We start from the raw sequence: 21,647 nt of genomic DNA, 5'->3' as shown, positions 1-21,647 counted from the left end.
ATCATGGCAAAAAAAAAGAACATAACTCAAGAAAAAATAATAGAATGGTATATGAACGCTGTACTATCAGCAGGTAAACCAAACTCCATATTTTCTTTCGCACAAGAAAACAACTTTGAAGAGGCAGATTTTTACAAACATTTTTCAAGTTTTGAAAGTTTAGAAAAAGCTATTTTCGGAGTTTTTGCAAAAGAAACTATTCACTTATTGCATAAAACAGAGGCATACAAAGACTATCCATCAAAAGATAAACTATTAAGTTTTTACTTTACTTTTTTTGAACTGTTAACAGCTAACAGATCGTACGTGTTGTTACAATTCAAGGAAATGAAAACCGACTTTTCAAGATTATCTGTATTGAAAGAGTTGCGAGTAGAATTTATTGATTTTGTAAACGGATTAGATCTTGAAAAAATTGACTTTAAAAATGAAAAAGTAAATAAAATTCAAGATAAAACTGTTGCAGAAGGATATTGGATGCAGTTATTAATGATCTTAAAATTTTGGATAGATGATGAATCACCTAGCTTTGAAAAAACAGATCTTTTTATAGAAAAATCAGTCAAAGCAAGCTTTGATATTCAGCAAATAGCACCTGTAAAAAGTGTGATTGATTTAGCAAAGTTTTTGTGGAAAGAAAAATCACCAATGGTATGAAAACGCTAAATAAAATACCAACCTCAAAAATAGAACGTGCTACAAAACTAGTTTCAACAGGGGTAAAAGTAGGTGTAAATTATGCTAAATATTACGGTAATAAAATCACTAAATCAGAAGAGGAAGCTAAAAAGCAGCTTAATGAGGATAATGCTACCGATATTTATGATGGGTTAAAAGAGCTAAAAGGTTCAGCATTAAAAGTAGCGCAAATGCTAAGTATGGAAAAGAATATTTTACCCAATGCTTATGTAGAAAAATTCTCATTATCTCAGTTTTCAGTACCACCATTATCAGGACCTTTGGTAACCAAAACATTTAAAAAATACTTCAATAAAACACCTAATGAAGTTTTTGATACGTTTACGGCAGAATCAGTAAATGCAGCAAGTATAGGACAAGTTCATAAAGCGACGAAAGATGGAAAAAAGTTAGCTGTAAAAATTCAGTATCCTGGAGTAGCGGATAGTATTTCAACCGATTTAGCAATGGTAAAACCCATTGCAATGAAAATGTTTAACATTAAAGGTGAAGGCTCTGACGAATACTTCAAAGAAGTTGAAGACAAACTTTTAGAGGAAACTAATTATGAATTAGAGCTAGCTCAGAGTAATGAAATTGCTAATGCATGTAAACATATTCCAAATTTAAAATTTCCAAGCTACTATCCAGACTTGTCATCAGATAGAATTTTAACGATGGACTGGATGGATGGGGTTCACCTGTCAGAATTTACTAAAGAAGAACAAACTGAAGATGTTTCAAACAAACTAGGGCAGGCTTTATGGGATTTTTACATGTACCAAATGCACAAGCTAAAAAAAGTACATGCAGACCCACATCCAGGAAATTTTTTAGTATCCAAATCAAACGAACTTATTGTAATTGATTTTGGATGCATGAAAGAAGTTCCTGAAAGTTTTTATGTGCCTTATTTTGAATTAGCAAAACGAGAAAATATAGATAATCCCGCCTTCTTTGAAAGCAAACTGTATGAGTTAGAAATTTTAAGAAAAGACGATACTCCAGAAGAAATAACCTTTTTTAAGTCGCTTTTTTATGAGATGTTATCACTCTTTACACAACCTTTTCAGCAAGAAGAATTTGATTTTTCTGATGCCGTTTTCTTCGGAAAAATAGCTGATTTAGGTCAAAAATATGCCAAGAGTACAGAACTAAAAAAGATGAACGGAAATAGAGGGTCAAAACACTTTATTTACATCAATCGAACATTTTTTGGTCTGTATAACTTAATGCATGACTTAAAGGCGAACAAGGTAAAAATAAATAATTTTAATACAATATAATGCACATTACGCGTCAAGAAATAGACGAGTTTCCTCATCTTTATAAAATAAATTTGATGAATAGTATTTCTGGTTATAAACCAGCAAATCTTATTGCGACAAAATCTAATGACGATATTACCAATGTAGCGGTGTTTAGCTCTGTAGTGCATTATGGTTCAAGTCCGGCAATACTAGGTTTTGTACTGCGTCCCACAACAGTTGTGAGGAACACATATAACAATATCAAAGAAACGGGTTACTACACAATTAATGCTATTAATGAAGTAATGATAGAAGAGGCGCATCATACCTCGGCTAAATATCCGTCAGAAATTTCAGAATTTGATAAAACAACACTTTCGGAAGAATTTAAAAATAACTTTCATGCTCCATTTGTAGCAGAGTCACCCTTACAAATTGGAATGAAGTTTTTAGAAGAACATCATATAAAAGCTAACGGAACTATTTTAGTTCTAGGAGAAGTTACTGATTTGTATTTTAACGACAATATGCTTTCAGAAGATGGTTTTTTAAACCTATCCAAAGAAAAAGTAGCTGCAATTAATGGATTAGATACCTATATGGTGGCAGAAAACTATACAAGATTATCATATCAAAGACCAAAGGAATGAAAATCTTAGTTACAGGCACAACAGGTTATATAGGAAAACGATTAATTGTTAGGTTGCTGGAAAATAACCATCAATTAGTCTGTTGTGTTCGTGATTTAGATAGAATACCAGATGAGTTTGAAAACAATCCGAATGTTACTTTTATAAAAGTAGATTTTTTAAATACAGAAAATACAGTTTTTCCTAAAGATATCGATGCTGCGTACTATTTAATTCATTCGATGGCGACGACATCAGAAAATTTTGAAAACTTAGAATTAACCTGTGCACAGAATTTTAAAAAACTAGTAGAATCTACTAATTGTAAGCAAGTGGTGTATTTAAGCGGAATAGTTAATGACAATTCGCTGTCCAAGCACCTAAAATCAAGATACGAAGTAGAAAAAGAGTTACAATCAAATAGTTATGCCTTAACGACCTTTAGAGCAGGAATTATTGTAGGAAGTGGAAGTGCTTCTTTTGAAATTATAAGAGATATTGTAGAAAAGCTTCCTGTAATGGTAACACCAAAATGGTTAAAAACGAAAACACAGCCTATTGCAGTTAGAGATGTATTAGCCTTTTTAGAAAATAGTTTACAAGTTAAAGAGGTCTACAATAAATCTTTTGACATCTGCGGTCCTGAGATATTAACTTATAAGGAAATGTTGTTACAGTTTGCAGAGGTAAGAAGGTTTAAAAGATACATTTATACACTTCCAGTATTAACACCAAAACTATCTTCTTATTGGTTGTATTTTGTAACATCTACATCCTTTAACCTAGCACAAGCTTTAGTGGATAGTATGAAGGTTGAAGTAATCGCAAAACCAAGTAACATTAATACGTTACTTAATGTGGAGCCCATAACCTATAAAGAAGCAGTAGCGTTAGCATTTCAAAAAATAGAGCAAAACGAAGTAATTTCTAGCTGGAAAGATGCCATGAGTAGTGGAGTTTTTCACGATCAATTGGCAAAACATATACAAATACCTCAATACGGCTGTTTTAAAGATATAAGAGTTAGAGAAATACAAAACGAGGAGAATACATTACACAAAATTTGGAGCATCGGAGGAGAAACAGGGTGGTACAAGTTTAATTCTCTTTGGAAGATAAGAGGGTACGTGGATAAACTTTTTGGAGGTGTTGGATTGCGAAGAGGTAGAAGACATCCCACAGAATTAGAGCCAGGAGACCCACTCGATTTTTGGAGAGTATTGTTAGCAGATAAAAAGAATAAACGATTGATTTTATTTGCTGAAATGAAGTTGCCTGGTGAAGCATGGTTAGAATTTAAAATAGAAAAAGGTAAGCTACATCAAAGAGCCATTTTTAGACCCAAAGGAATTTGGGGAAGAATGTATTGGTATAGCGTTTTACCTTTTCACGCATTTGTATTTAAAGGAATGATTAATCATTTAATAAAAGCGTAATTATGAAAACAATTGTAGTAGTAGGAGGCAGTAGCGGCATTGGTAAAGCAATTATTGATGATTTAAAAGACACTCATAAAATTATCAATATAAGTAGAACCCAACCAGAAACTCATCAACATATAACACATTACACTTGTGATATAACAAAAGATGAACTTCCAGAGTTAGAGGAAGTACATGGATTGGTATATTGCCCTGGAAGCATTAATTTAAAATCATTTTCAAGATTAAAAATAGCTGATTTTCAAGCTGATTTAGAAATAAATGTAATAGGAGCAATTAAAACACTGAAAGCTTATGAAGGGGCTTTGACAAAAAATAATGGAAGCGTTGTGTTGTTTAGTACTGTAGCTTCGTTTTTAGGAATGCCTTTTCATGCAAGTATCGCAACTAGTAAATCAGCAATTGAAGGACTAACAAAATCATTAGCGGCAGAATATGCAACTAAAATCCGATTTAACGCCATTGCTCCTACAGTAACCGATACACCATTGGCTGCTCGTTTATTACGAAATGAAAAGCAACAAGAAAGTTTACAAAACAGGCATCCGTTAAAAAAATATTTAAAAGCAGAAGAAGTAGCAGGATTAGCAACCTTTTTACTTTCAGACGCAGCTGCTTCAATGACAGGACAAATAATTCCCATTGATGCTGGAATTGTAAGTGTAAAAATGTAGAAAATGAAATGGTTTTTAATTCTAAGTTTTCTTATGTGTTTGAATGATGAAATTATAATTTTTGATAAAGACAACAACACACAAAAGTGGTATATCACTAACGATACTGTAATGGGCGGTGTTTCTAATTCATCCGTTAAGATTAATAATGAAGGAAATCTTGTTTTCTCAGGAAGAGTTTCAACTGAGAATAATGGAGGGTTTGCTATGACCAGAATGTCAACGGCTATAAATTTAAATAACCAACATTCAAAAATTATATTAAGAGTAAAAGGAGATGATAAGCAATATCAATTACGATTAAAGTCAGACGAATCTCAACGTTATTCTTATGTGCAAGCATTCAGAACCAACAAACAAGAACAAGAAATTGTACTACCACTAAAAGGATTTTATCCCGCTTTTAGAGGTAGAAAGTTAAGCTTTGGTAATTTTTCTGCTAACCAAATAAAAGAAGTAGCAGTTTTAATAGGAAACAAAAAAGACGAAAAATTTTCGTTAGAAATCATAAAAATAGCAATTCAATAAAATGAACACAGTAAAAATATTCTTAATCATGGCATTATTTAGTTTTTCAGGAAAAGCACAAACAGTTGCTCCTAAAGAATCGTTATACGATATAAAAATAGAGGGAATTGATGGAAAAAAATTAGACCTTAATCAATTTAAAGGAAAGAAAATACTATTTGTAAATGTAGCATCAAAATGTGGCTTTACAAATCAGTATGAAGGTTTACAAGAACTATACTCAAAACACAAAGATAAGTTAGTAATTGTAGGTTTACCATGTAATCAATTTGGTGGGCAAGAACCAGGAACAATAAAAGAAATTCAATCATTTTGTAGTGTAACCTATGGAGTAGATTTTCCTATGACAGAAAAAATTGAAGTTAAAGGAGAAAATCAACACCCGTTGTACCAATGGTTAACACAAAAAGAGAAAAATGGAAAAATGAGCTCTTCAGTAAAATGGAATTTTCAAAAATATTTGGTAGATGAAGAAGGAAGGCTAATTGATGTTTTTTATTCAATCACCAAGCCAATGAGTAAGAAAATCACCAAACTGTTATAATGATTCATTTCAAAAAACATTCAGGAATTTATACTTTATCAACAGAGCAAATTTTAAACGTTCCGTTACAGCAAGCGTGGAGTTTTTTTAGTTCTCCAGAAAACTTACAAAAAATAACCCCTTCACACATGGGGTTTCAAATTACTTCTGAAGTTGATAAAAAAGCGTATGCAGGACAAATAATTACCTACAAAGTAGGGATTTTACCAGGTATAAAGTCTAGTTGGGTTACTGAAATAACACAAGTAAAAGAACAACAGTTTTTTATAGATGAACAGCGATTCGGTCCTTATAGCATGTGGCATCACGAACACTGGTTTGAAGAGTTGCCAAATGGAAAAACATTGATGAAAGACAAAATATCATACAAAATACCTTTTGGTTTTTTAGGACACATAGCCCAGTCAATCTTTATAAAAAGGCAGTTAAAAGGAATTTTTGAACATCGTTATAGTACGTTAGAAAAACTATTTAATGGAAAATAAAGTATCGGTTTTTTGGTTTCGTCGAGATTTACGCTTAGAAGATAACAAAGGACTACATGAAGCCCTACAATCAGGTCATAAGGTAATACCATTATTTATTTTTGATGAAGATATTTTAGAAAATCTTCCTAAAAATGATGCGCGTGTAACGTTTATTTATCAAACGCTACAAAAGATAGATAAAGAGTTAAGAAAACATCAATCATCTCTTATAATTAAAAAAGGAAAACCTCTAGAAGTTTGGAGGGAACTTATAGAAGAATATACAATTCAGGGAGTTTATACAAATAAAGATTACGAACCTTACGCAATTAAAAGAGACAAGGAAATAGCTGACTTTTTAACATCAAAAGGAATAATATTTAATGCTTTTAAAGATCAAGTAATTTTTGAAGAAAACGAAGTTTTGAAAAACGATGGAACTCCTTATACAGTTTTCACACCCTATAAAAACAAATGGTTGCAAAACTTCTCTGAAAAGAAAGATACGCAAGATTTTACGATAGACTTAGCTAACTTTTATCAGTTTTCATCTGAATTTCTATCATTAGCTTCCATAGGTTTTGAAGAAAGTAAGATTAAAGTAAAACCATATAACTTATCTAATTTGGATTTGTATGATGAGGTGAGAGATTTTCCTGCTGAAGATAAAACTTCATACTTGTCGCCATATCTGCGTTTCGGATTGGTAAGTACTCGAAAAATGGTTCGATTTGCTTTAAAAACCAACCAAACTTTTTTAAGTGAACTGATTTGGCGTGAGTTTTTTATGCAAATTTTATATCACTTTCCAAAAGTAGTTACCCAGAACTTCAAACAAAAGTACAATGCAGTTCCTTGGAGGAATAAGGAAGAAGAGTTTAAAAAATGGTGTGAAGGTAAAACAGGGTATCCTATGGTTGATGCGGGTATGCGAGAGTTAAATGAAACAGGGTACATGCATAACAGAGTACGAATGATTACTGCTGGGTTTTTATGCAAACATTTATTAATAGATTGGCGCTGGGGAGAAGCGTATTTTGCAGAAAAGCTGTTGGATTATGACCTGTCAGCAAATAACGGAAATTGGCAATGGGCAGCAGGTACGGGTTGCGATGCAGCTCCGTATTTTAGAGTATTCAACCCAGAATCACAGTTAAAAAAGTTTGATAAAGACTTACAATATGTTAGAAAATGGGTAAAAGATTTTGACGAGCTAACCTATCCGCAACCAATGGTAGAACACAAGTTTGCGAGAGAACGAGCGATAAGTACATATAAAAACGCACTGCAATAAAAAAGGTTCAGAATTTTCTGAACCTTTTTAGTATGTATTAAGCGATATAGTCTTTTGCTCTCTCTAATGCTTTTGGTATGCCTCCAGGGTTTTTACCACCAGCGGTTGCAAAGAAATTTTGTCCACCACCACCACCGTGGATTAGTTTTCCTAATTCTCTAACAACTTTACCAGCATCGTACCCTTTTTCATTAGCTAAGTCTTTAGAAATATAACAAGTTAACATAGCCTTTTCAGCAGAAGGGGCAGTAGCAAATACCACAAATAAATTGTTAATTTCTCCACCTAACTCAAATAATAAGTTTTTAATGCTGTTAGGGTCTAAATCTACTTTAGTTGCTAAAAACTGAACTCCATTTACCTCTTGTAATTGGTTTTTAAGTTCGCCTTTCATGTTTTTAGCTTTATCCTTTAATAGTTGCTCAACTTGCTTTTTTAAAGCAGCATTTTCATCTTGTAAACTACTAACTGATTTGGTTACATCTTTAGGATTCTTTAATAACTGTTTTACAGCATCATAATTACGCTCAACATCTTCAAAATAATTACCAACAGCTACATTAGTAATTGCTTCAATACGACGAATACCAGCAGCAACAGCACCTTCCGATTTTATTTTGAAATACCAAATATCACCAGTTTGTTGTACATGCGTACCTCCACATAATTCCATTGATTGTCCAAAACGAATGGTACGAACACTATCACCATACTTCTCACCAAATAAAGCTACGGCACCTTCGTCAATAGCTTGTTGCATTGGTATATTTCTTTGCTCTTGTAATGGAAGATTTTCACGAATACGAGCATTTACGAATTCCTCAACAGCCTCTAATTGATCATTGTCTACTTTAGAGAAGTGAGAAAAGTCAAAACGTAAATAATCAGGACTAACCAACGAACCTTTTTGTTCTACATGATCTCCTAAAATAGTACGTAAAGCTTGGTGTAATAAGTGAGTAGCCGAGTGATTACTAGCAGCTAAACTTCTATGTTCTTTATTTACAACAGCCTTAAAAGTTTCGTTTAAGTTTTTAGGTAAATTCTTAGTAAAGTGAATGATAACATTGTTCTCTTTTTTGGTGTCAAGCACGTAAATAATATCACCATTAGGAGATTCAATATATCCTTTGTCACCAACCTGTCCACCACCTTCTGGATAAAAAGGAGTCATGTTGAATACCAGTTGATATTGGTCACCACCTTTTTTGGTACTAACTTTTCTGTAACGAGTAAGTTTTACGTTAGTAGCTAGTATGTCGTATCCAATAAATTCTTCAACATCATCGTCTAGTAAAACAACCCAATCACCAGTTTCACTTGCAGAAGCTGCACGAGAACGCTCTTTTTGAGCTTTCATACCTGCATTAAATTCCTCTTCATTAATTTCATACCCCTTTTCACGAGCAATTAACTGCGTTAAATCTAAAGGGAACCCATAGGTGTCATATAATTCAAAAGCACGTTTACCAGATACAGTTTTACCATTAGTAGTTGCTATAACTTGGTCTAATAATAATAACCCTTGATCTAATGTGCGTAAGAAAGAAGTTTCTTCTTCTTTAATTACATTGTGTACTAAAGTATTTTGTTTTCTAATTTCAGGAAATGCACCTCCCATTTGGTATGCTAAAGTTTCTACTAACTTATAAATAAAAGGCTCTTTTTGGTTTAAGAAAGTAAAACCATAACGAATAGCACGACGTAAAATTCTACGTATTACATAACCAGCACCATTATTACTTGGTAATTGACCGTCTGCAATAGCAAAAGCAACAGCACGAACGTGGTCGGCAATTACACGAATAGCAATGTCAATTTTTTCATCTTTTCCGTACTTAGCACCAGTAATTGTTCCTATCTCACGAATTAAAGGAGTAAATACATCAGTATCGTAATTAGATTGAACACCTTGTAAAACCATACATAAACGCTCAAATCCCATACCAGTATCAATATGTTTCGCAGGAAGTTCAACTAAAGAACCATCTGCTTTACGATTGTATTGCATAAATACTAAGTTCCAGATTTCAACAACCTGAGGGTGATCTTCGTTTACTAATGATTTACCATCAATTTTAGCTTTTTCTTCAGCAGAACGAATATCTACATGGATCTCAGAACACGGACCACAAGGACCTTGCTCGCCCATTTCCCAGAAGTTATCCTTTTTATTACCCATTAAGATACGATCTTCAGCAATGTATTGCTTCCAAATATCGTATGCCTCTTGATCCATTTTTGTACCGTCCTTTTCATCACCTTCAAAAACAGTTACGTACAAAATGTCTTTATCTACTTTGTAAACTTCAGTTAATAATTCCCAGGCCCAAGCAATAGCTTCTTTCTTAAAGTAATCACCAAAACTCCAGTTACCTAACATTTCAAACATGGTGTGGTGGTAAGTATCGTAACCAACCTCTTCCAAGTCATTATGTTTACCAGAAACACGTAAACACTTTTGGCTATCAGAAACTCTACCATTTTTAGGAGTTGAGTTTCCTAAGAAAAACTCTTTAAATGGCACCATACCAGCGTTGGTAAACATTAAAGTAGGGTCGTTCTTTAACACCATTGGTGCTGAAGGAACTATTTCGTGTTGTTTTGATTTAAAAAAATCTAAAAATTTAGCTCTAATATCTTGAGATTTCATACAACTCTGGGTATCTGGATTTTGTTAAAATATGTTTAAAAAACTGCTTATAAAAAGAAGTTTTAAAAGATTTTGTAAATTTGTGAGTTTTCAAATTGTACATCCCCTCTAAGGATGCTTAATTTAAAAAGCACAAAAATAGTACATTTAGCATTATGGCAAAAGTAAAATATTATTATGACCCAGACACTTTATCATATAGAAAGATAGAGGTTAAAAGAAGTGAAAAGTATAAGAAAACTTTTTTTGGGCTACTTAGTTTTTTATTAATTGCTTTTTTTGGTTTTATAGGTTTTAGCCAGTTTTTAATGTCTCCAAAAGAGCGAGCTCAAAAGAGAGAATTAGAAAACTTAAAATTACATTATGAGTTACTTTCAAAAAAAATGGAAGAAAGCGCTGAAATCTTAACCGATTTACAAGAAAGAGATAACAATATTTACCGAACATATTTCGAGGCTAGCCCAATACCAGAAGAGCAAAGAAAAGCTGGTTTTGGAGGTGTTAACAGATATAAGCACTTAGACGGTTTTGATAATAGTTCAATGGTAAAGAAAGTAACTAAGGAGTTAGACATTTTATCAAAACAAATGGTAGTACAATCAAAATCGTTGGATGAGATTGTTGAGCTAGCCAAAGAAAAAGAAAAAATGTTAGCTTCAATACCTGCTATTCAGCCTGTAAAAAATCAAGATTTAAAAAGAATGGCATCAGGTTATGGAATGCGTTTACACCCTATATTAAAGTCGTGGCGTATGCATAACGGAATGGATTTTACTGCGCCAACAGGTACACCAATTTTTGCATCAGGAAACGGTATTGTTAAAAAAGCACACAGAAGTTCTACTTTTGGTAAAGTGGTTTATATAAACCATGGATATGGGTATCAAACTATTTATGCTCACATGAGTAAAATTTTAGCCAGAAGAGGACAAAAAGTAAAACGTGGTGATTTAATAGGTTATGTTGGAAACACTGGTCGTTCGGCAGCACCACACCTACACTACGAAGTGCATAAAAACGGAAGACCTGTAAACCCTATTTACTATTATTACGGAGATTTAACTCCAGAAGAGTTTGCAGCCATGCAAAAGGCTTCACAACAAAAAGGTCAGTCGTATGACTAAACACGTAACAAGCTGTGAAAAATGTATGTAGACTTACCCGATAAACGATATTACAAAATAGGAGAAGTTGCAAAAGCTTTTGGGGTGAATAGTTCACTTATACGATTTTGGGATAAAGAGTTTGAAATTATCAATCCTAAAAAAAATGCTAAAGGCGATCGGTTGTTTACACAAGAGGACGTAAAAAACTTTAAAATTATTTACAACCTTGTAAAAGAAAGAGGATTTACTTTAGATGGTGCAAAACAAAAACTAAAGAAAAACCCAGAGGGAGTCTTAAATAATCAGGAAATTATTAGTAGATTAGAAACTGTAAAAGCAGAGTTAATAAAAATCAAAAATCAATTATAATTACAAAAAATCAAAAATTATGAAAAAATGGTTAGTGCCTTTAATTATTATAGGAGTTTTAGTATTTGGAATTTATTCATGGGCGAAAGGATTTTATAATACAGCAGTAACATACCAAGAAGATGCTAAAACTACATGGTCTAATGTAGAGAGTTCTTACCAACGAAGAAACGATTTAATTGGTAATTTAGTTAAGACTGTACAAGGAGCTGCCGATTTTGAAAAAAGCACGTTAACAGACGTAATTAATGCAAGAGCAAAAGCAACTTCAGTAAATATTAATGCTGGTGATTTAACGCCAGAAAAAATGGCACAGTTTCAACAAGCACAAACAGGGTTAAGCGGAGCTTTATCTAAGTTATTAGTGTCTGTAGAACGTTATCCAGATATCAAAGCAAACAAAAACTTCTTAGAATTACAAAGTCAGTTAGAAGGAACAGAAAATAGAATTAATGTAGCACGTGATCGTTACAACGAAGCTGTAAATGTTTACAATAAGCACATTAAAATGTTTCCAGGAAACATGCTAGCAGGTATGTTCAACTTAACAGAAATGACGCGTTACAAATCAGATGCAGGTTCAGAAAAAGCTGTAGATGTAGATTTTAAATTCTAAAAAATATGTCTAAAGTAGAAGATTTTCTTACTGCCAAAGAAGAAGAGGAAATCGTTCAAGCTATTAGGCAAGCAGAACGAAGTACTTCTGGTGAAATTCGTGTACATATTGAAAAAACTACCGAGGTTTCTCATTATGACCGAGCACTAGAAGTATTTCAAATGCTTAAAATGTTTAATACCCAACAGCGAAACGGTGTATTAATATACATTGCTGTTGATGACCATAAGTTTGTAATTTATGGTGATGAAGGTATTAATGCAGTTGTTCCTACAAACTTTTGGGAAACAACTAAAGAAGCCATCCAAAATCAGTTTAAACAAGGAAACTTTAAACAAGGAATTATAGATGGTGTGCTGAAAGCAGGAAAAGAATTAAAGGCTCATTTCCCTTGGACTACCGATGATGAAGATGAGCTAAGTAATGAAATATCAAAAGGCTAAAACCTTCACAGAAGGAAGAAACATGATAAAAAAATTAACGTCATTATATAAAAGAACAAACAAGTTGCAGAACTTAAAAGTTGTTCTTTTTTTTATTGCATTTTTAAGCGGACACACTCTTTTCTCACAAGGGTATCAAATTCCTGATACACCTAAAGAGCAAACAAGTGTTTACGATTATATCAACCTTTTATCACCCAATCAAAAGAGAAGCTTAGAAAATAAGCTAATTAAATATGCTGATACCACTTCAACCCAAGTAGTGGTGGCAATTATAAGCTCAACCGAAGGTGAAGAAATAGGGTATTTAGCTACTAATTGGGCGCATGAATGGGGAATAGGAGGAAGCAAAGAGCAGGATAACGGAGTGTTCATGTTACTGGCAAAAGACGATCGCAAAATAACCATCAGAACAGGTTATGGAACCGAACACTTATTAACCGATTATGTTTCCCGACAAATTATAGAGTACGATATTATTCCTTACTTTAAACAAGGCGATTATTACGCTGGGTTAAACAGTGGAGTAGATGCTGTTTTTAAGGTAATGAGTGGTGAATATAAAGGCTCTAGAAAACAATCTAAAAAAACAGATTTTAGTTTTATTATTTTTATCATCATTCTTATAGTATTTTTTATCATTATTTCAAGCGGTAGTAAAGGAAACCGTGGTGGTGGAAGAGGCTACAGGAAATCAGATGTTGCAAGAGGTATTTTAGAAACCATTATTTTAAGCAACGCAGGAAGAGGCGGTTTTGGTGGAGGAAGCTTCGGTGGAGGATCTTCAGGAGGTTTTGGCGGCGGCGGTGGCTTCGGTGGAGGTTTCGGCGGCGGCGGCTTTGGCGGTGGCGGTGCTACTGGAGGTTGGTAGTAACTTCATTTATTTAGTAAAGGTTAGTTAACGTTAAAGCAATGTTGAAATAGTACTTATGCAGGGAAATTAAATGACCCTTACGTATGAAGACTAACATTAAAAGAAGAAGCTTTTTAAGAAACTCATTATTAGCAACTGGAGGACTACTTTTAGTCCCTAATTTTATTAGTTGTAAAGATGATGATATTGATGAATTACCAATTCCAGATAACTTAGCAGAGAAAAACTTTGAGCAAGGCGTTGCTAGTTTTGATCCTACAAACTCACAAGTTATTATTTGGACTCGTTATAACACCAAACAAACTTCGGCAACCTTAATTTGGCAAATAGCAAAAGACAAAAATTTTAAAGAGGTTGTTCGTCAAGCAGAAGTAACTACCGATGCTTCAAGAGACTTTACTGTAGCTGTTGAAATTAAAGACTTAGACGCAGGACAAAAATTATACTACCGTTTTGTAAGTGCTGACGATAAAGCAACATCACCAGTAGGAGAAACCCTAACGTTTAGCGAATCAATAAGCGAAGTAAAGTTAGCAGTAGCATCTTGTGCAAACTTTGCTTACGGTTACTTTAACGTATACGAAGAGATAAAAAAATCTGATGCAGATGTTGTAATCCATTTAGGAGATTATATCTATGAGTATGGTGAGAACACTTACGGTTCGTTTAGAACACCAGAGCCTAAAGGAGAAATTATTTCGTTAGATGATTATCGTACTCGTTACCGTCAATATCGTTCAGACGAGCAATTAAAAGAGTTACATAGAAGAAAACCTTTTATCTGTGTTTGGGACGATCATGAAGTAGCAAACGATACTTATAAAGACGGAGCTGAAAACCATCAAGAAGATGAAGGAAGCTTTACTTCAAGAAAACAAAGTGCGTTAAAAGCATACAGCGAATACTTACCTAACATGACGAATCTTGTAGATAATTCAATTATTTACAGAAACTTAAAAATAGGTAGTTTGGTAGATTTAATTATGTTAGATACGCGTATTATTGGAAGAGATAAGCAGCTAGAATATTCAGCATTTTACGTTGAAAATGGAGCATTTGATTCAGCAGCTTTTCAACAAGCATGGTTAAATCCACAACGTACACTTTTAGGAACTACCCAATTAGGATGGTTAGAAAGTGAGCTAGCAGCTAGTAATAGTACATGGCAAATTATAGGACAGCAAGTTTTAATGGGAAAAATGTTAATTCCTGCCGAACTATTAACACTCTTAGCAAAACTATTAGCAGAAGTATCTGCTACAGGATCAGCAAGTGAAGAAACTTTTAATTTGCTTAAAACTTCTATTACAGAGTTGGTAACGATTAAAACAAGAGCTTTACAAAACGATCCTACTTTAACAGCAGAAGAGAAAGCAAGAATAGAAACGGTATTACCATATAACTTAGATGCTTGGGATGGCTATTTTATGGAAAGAGAACGTATTTTAGCGAGCTTTAAAAGTAAAAATGTAGTAGTACTAGCAGGAGATACTCACAATGCGTGGTATAGCGATTTAAAAGATAATTCTGGAGAAAAAGTAGCAGTAGAAGTAGCTACAAGCTCAGTATCGTCACCAGGGTTAGAAACTTATTTAGGAGCGTCTGCAACAGATTTAGAAGCTGCATTAGGCTTGTTAATAGACGATTTACAATACGGTAATTTATCTCAAAGAGGATATATGAAACTTACAGTAACAGCTGCAGGTATACAAACTGATTGGAACTTTGTTGATACTGTTACCAATAAAACCTATTCAAATAGTATAGGAAAAACAGTAACCTTATAATTATATATTATAAGAACATATCAAAGGCTCCTGAATAACTCAGGAGCCTTTTTGTATGCTATAAAAGATATACGAAATCAACTAATGTTATGCTTCTTCAGTAGCAGGGGTGCTAGACTTGGATCTGTTATCTACTACCAAATTATATTGCTTAGCTAACACATCAATCTCATTAAGTAAGGTTGGGTAGGCTTCATTTTCTGAAAGCGTTGCATGCGCTTCAATATGTAATACAAGTTTTCTGTAAGTAAGCGAAGCTTCAGTACGCAACTCTTGAATGTTGTTTTCTGGTGAAGCAGCTGTTTCACCTACACGCTCAATATACTTAGCAGAAAACTCGGTATTGGCATTTTTTAATTCAGCAACCCAAGTGGTTAAATCAAGTAAAGAAATGGCTTGAATAAGCTCAGGCTCAGTTTCAAAATCTTTACTAATACTATCTAAAATAGCGGTTTGTTCTTGGTAGCTTTTACGAATAATATTAGTACCATGTGCATTTATAGTAGCAAGTAGTGCTTTGGCGGCACTTACTATAGCTTCGTTAAAATGGTTCTCATAACCATTTAAAATCATTTTAATTCCAGAAATAGCTTTATCCCTTCTAGTGTCAAGAGTTATAATTTCTTGTGTTAGGGTGCTTCCCTGCACTTGTTGGTATAAAGAATCAATACGATTAACAATGGTTGTTAATTCGTTAGTGGGGTTTGTCAATGCTAACGCATCAACGTCTTGTAAGTTTACAAGTTGTAGAATATCTTTCATGTATTGTAGATATTCACCGTTACGGTACCGGTTTAAATACGGACTGTTCATAAGCTAATTTTTTAAATTAATATTAAATATTTGTAGAAAGTGATTTGGTAACTTTCATAGCATTAGCAATTTAAGAGTATAAAAGTTTTTAAAAAAGTTAACAATTGTTAAAATTCACTCACTAAGCGAGGTTTACATACGGTTACTATAGTTAACAGGGCGCACTGTAAGGAAACTTGTGGAGAATTTTGTTATTTAAAAGAACGTTCAGCGCGTCACGCTGATGGTTTCGTTGTGTTGAGGAATGTTCAGCGAGCTTCGCTGATGGTTTCGTTGTGTTGAGGAATGTTCAGCGAGCTTCGCTGATGGTTTCGTTGTGTTGAGGAACGTTCAGCGAACTTCGCTGACGGTTTTGTTATGTTGAGGATTGTTCAACGAACTTCGCTGATGGTTTCGTTGCGTTGAGGATTGTTCAGCGAACTTCGCTGATGGTTTTGTTATGTTGAGGAATGTTCAGCGAACTTCGCTGAGGTTTTTATGAGGGTATATTCTTGAATAAAAGCTACCATCCCGCCATACGCCTACGCATAGCTTGTTGTTCTGGTGTGTGTTCATCTGTTGGTACAAAGCTTGGGTATAAAGGTTTAGGAAAGCCTTCTTTTAATCTACGGTCAAAATCAGCTTGCCTATATGGATGGAAAACATCACCAAAAGGGAGTGGTCTATTTTTATCCATATACCATACCATAAAGCTCCAATAACGTTCTACGTCGCTATTAGCTAGTGTCCAAGCAAAGTCTTGTTTACGGTCACGTAATACCAAACTAAAGCCTGTAGGAGCAAAATCTCCTCCAGTATCTAAACTTTTATATACTGTAACCAACCAAAAGGGTACGGTTTCTTGTTTTTTGCTAAAAAATAAACGAGGGTAACTTATGGTACCGTTCATTCTGTCTAACACCAATTCTTTATGTGGGTTGTAATAATACACTGCTAAATGAAATAAACCTATGATAATAAAAGGGGATGTAAACAAAAGATAGTCAACCCAAGTAATCCCCCCACCATTTTTTCCTATTAGTTGTAATAAAAGGATTATTAGCATTACAAAACCTCCAACAAAGAATGTATATATTTTAAACAAACTAAAACCTCTTGCCATGTTTAGGACAAAATATTCATCGTTGGCTTCTTGAATTTTTTCAGGTTTATTAGGTTGTAAATCTTCTGCAAATTGGGTAATAGGGTAGTCAACTATTTCATGTGGTAGGGGTTTGGCTTTAAAAAAACTCATAGTGTCTTAATTAGTTTTTACCATCCCGCCATACGCCTACGCATAGCCTGTTGTTCTGGTGTGTGTTCATCGGTTGGTATAAAGCTAGGGTATAAAGGTTTTGGAAAGCCTTCTTTTAATCTACGATCAAAATCGGCTTGCCTGTATGGATTAAAAATTTTACCATCCGGTAAGGGTCTGTTTTTATCCATATACCATACCATGAAGCTCCAATAACTTTCTACTTCTCTATTAGCTAGTGTCCAAGTGAAATTTTGTTTACGGTCACGTAAAATTAAACTATACCCTGTAGGAGCAAAATCTCCTCCTGTTTGTAAGTTTTTATATACTGTAACTAACCAAAAGGGCACGGTTTCTTGCTTTCTACTAAAAAATAAATGAGGGTAACTTATGGTGCCGTTCATTCTATCAAGTACCAGTTCTTTTTTCGGATTATAATAATACACTGCTAAATGAAATAAACCTAGTATAAAAAAAGGAGCTGTAAACAAAACATAGTCAATCCAAGTAATTCCCCCCCCATTTTTACCTATTAATTGCAATGAAAATATTACCAAAGTGACAAGTCCTCCAAACAAAAAAGTAAAGATTTTAGAAAAAGTCAACCCCCTTGCGATATTTAATACAAAATATTCATCGTTAATTTCTTGTACTTTTCTGGCCTTACCAGGAATAACTTCCCAATCAAAAAAAATTTCTGGGTCGCAAAGTATTTCATGTGGTAGGGGTTTGGCTTTTAAAAAACTCATAGTATTATTTTAATGTTGTAAAGGAAATCTATTAAAAAACAACGATGCATCTTCGATAATGGTTGCTTTGCCTGCTTTAACGTTTCTAAAGGTAATATATTCTTCTTCTTTTTTACTGTCTTTTATCAAAGGCATGATATTCCATAAATAACCTTGCTTATCTTTTGGGTGTAAAGGTAATTTTATTTGCGCATCGGTATACTTACATAATATAGCAATATGCGAGTACTTGTTTAGGTACACTTTATTTCCTTCGTGTTCTTGCTTAACGATATTATTGGCAGCCAGTTGGTGTTTTACTTGTAAGTGTTTAGGTACACGTACCCAAATGTGAAATTGTTTAAACGAAGCATCCATGTTTCCGTTGCGTAACGATTGTTCTTTAAACTCTGGTTTATCATCAACTGTAGAGGGTGCCGTAACTATAGTATCGTAACAATGTTTCGGTAACTTGTAGCTTTTATTACCTAGTAAGGGGTCATTGTATTGTACCAAATAAAGTTCGTAGGTTAGTCCGTTTGGATTGTTAAAAAACGACCCAAACGAAATGTCAATGGCTAGGTTACTCCAAAGGGTAGCACTGTTGTCAATCCAATTTTTATGCAAGTCTTGGTTAGTGGCACGAAAAGTTGGAGTGGTACTTTTTGGAGAAGCATACCGTGTACTACTTGCTTTTATAGTAATGGCACTTCCTACGATTAAATTTAGTAAGCGTACATACACACTTTTATAGCTTTCATCAAAGCTTGATGATAAGTACTCTTTTTTATAGGGGTTAATTAGTTTTTCTTTGCCTCGGTACATTAAGCGCGCATTGTAATAAGGATTGTAATAACTTGGATCTTTCATATAGGTTTTGCTACTAAACGGAAAAAACTTAAAAAAAGTTTCTAACTCATCATCGGTTAAATAATACGCTAATCCGTAAAAGGCTAACCCTAGCCCTCCTACAATTAAACCAGGAACTCCTGTTAACGAAATTAATCCGAAGGTTTCTAGTAAAGATACTGCTGAAAGTACTGCAGCACCGCTATACGCTAAGGCAGCATCGTTGTCAGCTTTTGCTAAACTTTTGTTTACATCTTCAATGGTGGCAATTAAAGTATAAGTTGAAGCAGCTCCTTTGGCTAGTTTGATCGCCAATTCGCCTCTGGTAGCAAAAGATTTTTTATTTATTTCTTTGATAACATCTTTTACCTCTGTTGTGGTAGCCCGGGGTTGTGTAGTGATAAAGGTTTTAATTTTTTGTTGGGCAATATCGTTAGAAATACTTTCGGCTAGGTTTAATCCCGCTGAAATCACTTTTATACCAACACCAACAGTCTTCATAATATCAGCTTTTGAAATGTTTTTTTTATTGGTCATTTCATTGACTTGTTGAGCTAACGAAAACATTTCAAAAACCAAAAGGGCGCTTCTAAATTGTTGGCTTTCTATAATGCTTTCTAACTTGTGGGCATAGGGGAGTTTTTTACCATTTCTAATATGTATGGATAATTTTTCAGGGTTTGTTTTGGCAGTTGCCATTTTAGCGTCTATTTCTCCTTTAAACTGCTCTTCTACCAATAACCAATAAGTAACGGGTACTTTGGAGTGTTTTATAGCATCAATACGTTTATGTTGCGGGTGTTTAGAAGCTATGTTTTTCTTAACTTTTTCAAAGTCTTTTAAAAACTCTTTATAAATTAAATTTTTGCCTGCTGTGACTAAGTGGGTTTCTTTAACTCCGTTGTTAGTACGTGTTATTAAATCAAATTGTTTTCTATATAGTTCAACTTTTATTGCTTTACCAAAGCCAATGTAGGTTTTACTCACTTTTTGAAAGTGACTAAATAATTTTTTTTCAAACTTAACTATGTATTTCCAGTCTTTGGTGTCTTGTTTTTCTAAATCGGTAACTTCAATTGGGCAGAAGAGTACATCGTTTATATGTTTTAAAGAACTTTCACCTTTACTGGTTTTTATAATTTCTTTTACCCAAGTATCTTCATACGGTTTGTACTCACTTTCGGGTAATAATTGCCTGTCTATCATTTCGGGGTAATGCGCCAAACACAATAAGTGGTCTGAAATTATATTTTTACCCTCTATACTAGCTAATGGGTTGGGGTTATTTTCATAACAAACATCAATAGCGGTTTTGTAGTATTCGCTTTTTAAGAGGTTTCCTAAATCGTTTCTAAATCCGTTTATTACTTTACGAATACGTTTGCGTTCTTCAATAGCGAGTATGTGGTCTAATTTATCGTGCGATATACCATGGTTTAAATACCACTCTCCTCTTTTACGTGTATAGTCTTCTTTTAATTCAGGGTTGTTGTAAACAAATTTATAGGTGGTTAAGGCAATTGAGAAGATGTATTTTAGTTCTTCTGCCTCCTCTTCAGAAATTTCATCACTTTGTATTTCTCCATAGTCTATAAGCCCTAATTTGTACTTGTATAAATCCATATGGTGTACAGAAGTAGCTAAACACTCTACCATAGAACGTAAATAATCTAGTTTATAAAAAATGATATCTACGAGGTCATAAGCACAGCCAACAGGGTCTGGAAGTGTAATAAACATATCCTCTAATAACGTATTTTCATTATTAGGGTCGTCGGCATTTTCAATAGCATGAATGGTTTTTAGCTTTTCTTCTAGTCTAGTAGCTTCTGGAAAGTGTTTGTAATCAAACACAGCAATAAAAGAATGATAAGGACGGTCGTGTATAACTTCTGCTTTTTTTAATTCTTTATCTTTTTCGTAGCCTTTGCACTCAACTTTTATCATTCGTTCGTTTTCTTCTGGCGAAGAAGCTATTTGTTCTAATTGTTGCATAGACCATTGCACATGAGAGTAGGCTACCCAAATTACAGAATCTGGTGCTACAATATAAGTTTCTCTACTTGAGGTGTTTGTGGCATCTCGGATATCGTTATATTCTCCATTTTCTTTGTTGTCTTTCCAATAAATAGGATTTAAAAGACCACTTGTATCTATTTCGTATTCAAGCCATTTTTTAGGTTCCTCGTCATGCAAAATATATAAATACCCATGTCTTAAACTTGTTCTTTCGTAACGACTATGGGTTAGTTTTGGAGCTAAACTTGAAGGATTGGCACTATCTCGTTTAGCGGTTACAACAACTTCACTAAGCTTATAATCAATTGTTTTTTTGTCATTCTTATCGTGTGGCTCAACTTCAACTTCAATATCAGGGGCTCTAACAAACTTGTTGTCTTGTATATGATAAGGAAACGGATTAAAAATTCCGTATCTTAAAAAGTGTAATTCAATTCCTTGTTTCTTAGCTTGTAAGTCAGAACTAATGTTGGTTTTTCCGTCAGGGCCTTTTATTTCAAATTTATAAGTACCTATATTATCATTATAGGCGTCCTCTTGAAATTTTTCTAATGCAATGTTTTCTTTCATGGTTTATTATTTTCTTTTTTTTCCACGTCTTTACATAGCTAAAACATGGATATAGCAATAACTGCTACAAGTATTTATAG

20 protein-coding genes are annotated in these 21,647 nt (G+C 33.7%); 15 read left to right on the top strand and 5 right to left on the bottom strand.

Annotated elements, in window-relative coordinates; all coding sequences use genetic code 11:
• Positions 1–3 precede the first annotated feature (3 nt).
• Genes LCI24_RS13050 through LCI24_RS13010 form a run of 9 tightly spaced genes read left to right on the top strand, consistent with a single transcriptional unit; the run spans position 4 to position 7,506 of the window.
• Entirely contained in the window at positions 4–657 is a 654-nt protein-coding gene (locus tag LCI24_RS13050) for a TetR family transcriptional regulator C-terminal domain-containing protein (RefSeq protein ID WP_274640777.1), read from the top strand.
• Entirely contained in the window at positions 654–1,964 is a 1,311-nt protein-coding gene (locus LCI24_RS13045) for an ABC1 kinase family protein (RefSeq protein WP_274640776.1), read from the top strand. The genes LCI24_RS13050 and LCI24_RS13045 overlap by 4 nt, the downstream gene beginning before the upstream one ends.
• The gene (locus LCI24_RS13040) at positions 1,964–2,578 is read left to right on the top strand and encodes a flavin reductase family protein (protein ID WP_274640775.1); all 615 of its coding nucleotides are present in this window, start codon (positions 1,964–1,966) and stop codon (positions 2,576–2,578) included. Before LCI24_RS13045 ends, LCI24_RS13040 begins: the two co-directional genes overlap by 1 nt.
• Entirely contained in the window at positions 2,575–3,993 is a 1,419-nt protein-coding gene (locus LCI24_RS13035) for an SDR family oxidoreductase (RefSeq protein WP_274640774.1), read from the top strand. The genes LCI24_RS13040 and LCI24_RS13035 overlap by 4 nt, the downstream gene beginning before the upstream one ends.
• A 2-nt stretch (positions 3,994–3,995) precedes the next feature.
• Complete coding sequence (locus LCI24_RS13030) at positions 3,996–4,673, top strand: SDR family NAD(P)-dependent oxidoreductase (RefSeq protein ID WP_274640773.1); 678 nt, start codon at positions 3,996–3,998, stop codon at positions 4,671–4,673.
• Between the two features lie 3 nt (positions 4,674–4,676).
• Entirely contained in the window at positions 4,677–5,201 is a 525-nt protein-coding gene (locus LCI24_RS13025) for a CIA30 family protein (RefSeq protein WP_274640772.1), read from the top strand.
• A 1-nt stretch (position 5,202) separates the two neighbouring features.
• Positions 5,203–5,745, top strand: coding sequence for a glutathione peroxidase (locus LCI24_RS13020; RefSeq protein WP_274640771.1), 543 nt, complete (start codon positions 5,203–5,205; stop codon positions 5,743–5,745).
• The gene (locus LCI24_RS13015) at positions 5,745–6,230 is read left to right on the top strand and encodes an SRPBCC family protein (protein WP_274640770.1); all 486 of its coding nucleotides are present in this window, start codon (positions 5,745–5,747) and stop codon (positions 6,228–6,230) included. Before LCI24_RS13020 ends, LCI24_RS13015 begins: the two co-directional genes overlap by 1 nt.
• Complete coding sequence (locus tag LCI24_RS13010; protein ID WP_274640769.1) at positions 6,220–7,506, top strand: cryptochrome/photolyase family protein; 1,287 nt, start codon at positions 6,220–6,222, stop codon at positions 7,504–7,506. The genes LCI24_RS13015 and LCI24_RS13010 overlap by 11 nt, the downstream gene beginning before the upstream one ends.
• A 37-nt stretch (positions 7,507–7,543) precedes the next feature.
• Here the strand turns inward: LCI24_RS13010 and alaS are convergent, their stop codons facing one another.
• Complete coding sequence (alaS, locus tag LCI24_RS13005) at positions 7,544–10,159, bottom strand: alanine--tRNA ligase (RefSeq protein ID WP_274640768.1); 2,616 nt, start codon at positions 10,157–10,159, stop codon at positions 7,544–7,546.
• Positions 10,160–10,314: 155 nt separating this feature from the next.
• Between alaS and LCI24_RS13000 the strand changes: the two genes are divergently transcribed.
• The 6 genes from LCI24_RS13000 (at position 10,315) to LCI24_RS12975 (ending at position 15,354) form a co-directional block, all read left to right on the top strand.
• A complete protein-coding gene (locus tag LCI24_RS13000; RefSeq protein ID WP_274640767.1) occupies positions 10,315–11,283 on the top strand; it encodes a M23 family metallopeptidase in 969 nt (322 codons plus the stop codon).
• Between the two features lie 21 nt (positions 11,284–11,304).
• Positions 11,305–11,634: a MerR family transcriptional regulator gene (locus LCI24_RS12995; RefSeq protein ID WP_047790038.1), complete on the top strand. Its 330-nt coding sequence runs from the start codon at positions 11,305–11,307 to the stop codon at positions 11,632–11,634.
• Positions 11,635–11,653: 19 nt separating this feature from the next.
• Complete coding sequence (locus LCI24_RS12990) at positions 11,654–12,250, top strand: LemA family protein (RefSeq protein WP_274640766.1); 597 nt, start codon at positions 11,654–11,656, stop codon at positions 12,248–12,250.
• A 5-nt stretch (positions 12,251–12,255) separates the two neighbouring features.
• On the top strand, positions 12,256–12,693 hold the full coding sequence (locus LCI24_RS12985; protein ID WP_099215775.1) for a TPM domain-containing protein: 438 nt from the start codon (positions 12,256–12,258) through the stop codon (positions 12,691–12,693).
• On the top strand, positions 12,674–13,564 hold the full coding sequence (locus LCI24_RS12980) for a TPM domain-containing protein (RefSeq protein WP_274640765.1): 891 nt from the start codon (positions 12,674–12,676) through the stop codon (positions 13,562–13,564). The genes LCI24_RS12985 and LCI24_RS12980 overlap by 20 nt, the downstream gene beginning before the upstream one ends.
• 86 nt (positions 13,565–13,650) lie before the next feature.
• Positions 13,651–15,354, top strand: a complete 1,704-nt coding sequence (locus tag LCI24_RS12975) for an alkaline phosphatase D family protein (RefSeq protein WP_274640764.1) — start codon at positions 13,651–13,653, stop codon at positions 15,352–15,354.
• Between the two features lie 87 nt (positions 15,355–15,441).
• Here the strand turns inward: LCI24_RS12975 and LCI24_RS12970 are convergent, their stop codons facing one another.
• The 4 genes from LCI24_RS12970 to LCI24_RS12955 form a co-directional block, all read right to left on the bottom strand.
• Positions 15,442–16,167 (bottom strand): DUF6261 family protein, encoded by a 726-nt coding sequence (locus LCI24_RS12970; RefSeq protein WP_274640763.1) that lies wholly within the window; start codon positions 16,165–16,167, stop codon positions 15,442–15,444.
• A 502-nt stretch (positions 16,168–16,669) separates the two neighbouring features.
• Positions 16,670–17,401: a hypothetical protein gene (locus LCI24_RS12965; RefSeq protein WP_274640762.1), complete on the bottom strand. Its 732-nt coding sequence runs from the start codon at positions 17,399–17,401 to the stop codon at positions 16,670–16,672.
• Between the two features lie 17 nt (positions 17,402–17,418).
• Positions 17,419–18,150, bottom strand: a complete 732-nt coding sequence (locus LCI24_RS12960) for a hypothetical protein (protein ID WP_274640761.1) — start codon at positions 18,148–18,150, stop codon at positions 17,419–17,421.
• Between the two features lie 9 nt (positions 18,151–18,159).
• A complete protein-coding gene (locus LCI24_RS12955; RefSeq protein ID WP_274640760.1) occupies positions 18,160–21,567 on the bottom strand; it encodes a toxin VasX in 3,408 nt (1,135 codons plus the stop codon).
• Positions 21,568–21,647: the final 80 nt, after the last annotated feature.

Source organism: Tenacibaculum larymnensis, assembly GCF_028829235.1.
In the GTDB taxonomy this organism is placed as follows: domain Bacteria; phylum Bacteroidota; class Bacteroidia; order Flavobacteriales; family Flavobacteriaceae; genus Polaribacter; species Polaribacter larymnensis.
This window is presented reverse-complemented; position numbering and strand designations above follow the sequence as displayed.

Bases quoted from the DNA above. Each gene is read 5' to 3' on its own strand.
- LCI24_RS13050 (WP_274640777.1), top strand. From the start codon at position 4: ATGGCAAAAAAAAAGAACATAACTCAAGAAAAAATAATAGAATGGTAT.
- LCI24_RS13045 (WP_274640776.1), top strand. From the start codon at position 654: ATGAAAACGCTAAATAAAATACCAACCTCAAAAATAGAACGTGCTACA.
- LCI24_RS13040 (WP_274640775.1), top strand. From the start codon at position 1,964: ATGCACATTACGCGTCAAGAAATAGACGAGTTTCCTCATCTTTATAAA.
- LCI24_RS13035 (WP_274640774.1), top strand. From the start codon at position 2,575: ATGAAAATCTTAGTTACAGGCACAACAGGTTATATAGGAAAACGATTA.
- LCI24_RS13030 (WP_274640773.1), top strand. From the start codon at position 3,996: ATGAAAACAATTGTAGTAGTAGGAGGCAGTAGCGGCATTGGTAAAGCA.
- LCI24_RS13025 (WP_274640772.1), top strand. From the start codon at position 4,677: ATGAAATGGTTTTTAATTCTAAGTTTTCTTATGTGTTTGAATGATGAA.
- LCI24_RS13020 (WP_274640771.1), top strand. From the start codon at position 5,203: ATGAACACAGTAAAAATATTCTTAATCATGGCATTATTTAGTTTTTCA.
- LCI24_RS13015 (WP_274640770.1), top strand. From the start codon at position 5,745: ATGATTCATTTCAAAAAACATTCAGGAATTTATACTTTATCAACAGAG.
- LCI24_RS13010 (WP_274640769.1), top strand. From the start codon at position 6,220: ATGGAAAATAAAGTATCGGTTTTTTGGTTTCGTCGAGATTTACGCTTA.
- alaS (WP_274640768.1), bottom strand. From the start codon at position 10,159: ATGAAATCTCAAGATATTAGAGCTAAATTTTTAGATTTTTTTAAATCA.
- LCI24_RS13000 (WP_274640767.1), top strand. From the start codon at position 10,315: ATGGCAAAAGTAAAATATTATTATGACCCAGACACTTTATCATATAGA.
- LCI24_RS12995 (WP_047790038.1), top strand. From the start codon at position 11,305: ATGTATGTAGACTTACCCGATAAACGATATTACAAAATAGGAGAAGTT.
- LCI24_RS12990 (WP_274640766.1), top strand. From the start codon at position 11,654: ATGAAAAAATGGTTAGTGCCTTTAATTATTATAGGAGTTTTAGTATTT.
- LCI24_RS12985 (WP_099215775.1), top strand. From the start codon at position 12,256: ATGTCTAAAGTAGAAGATTTTCTTACTGCCAAAGAAGAAGAGGAAATC.
- LCI24_RS12980 (WP_274640765.1), top strand. From the start codon at position 12,674: ATGAAATATCAAAAGGCTAAAACCTTCACAGAAGGAAGAAACATGATA.
- LCI24_RS12975 (WP_274640764.1), top strand. From the start codon at position 13,651: ATGAAGACTAACATTAAAAGAAGAAGCTTTTTAAGAAACTCATTATTA.
- LCI24_RS12970 (WP_274640763.1), bottom strand. From the start codon at position 16,167: ATGAACAGTCCGTATTTAAACCGGTACCGTAACGGTGAATATCTACAA.
- LCI24_RS12965 (WP_274640762.1), bottom strand. From the start codon at position 17,401: ATGAGTTTTTTTAAAGCCAAACCCCTACCACATGAAATAGTTGACTAC.
- LCI24_RS12960 (WP_274640761.1), bottom strand. From the start codon at position 18,150: ATGAGTTTTTTAAAAGCCAAACCCCTACCACATGAAATACTTTGCGAC.
- LCI24_RS12955 (WP_274640760.1), bottom strand. From the start codon at position 21,567: ATGAAAGAAAACATTGCATTAGAAAAATTTCAAGAGGACGCCTATAAT.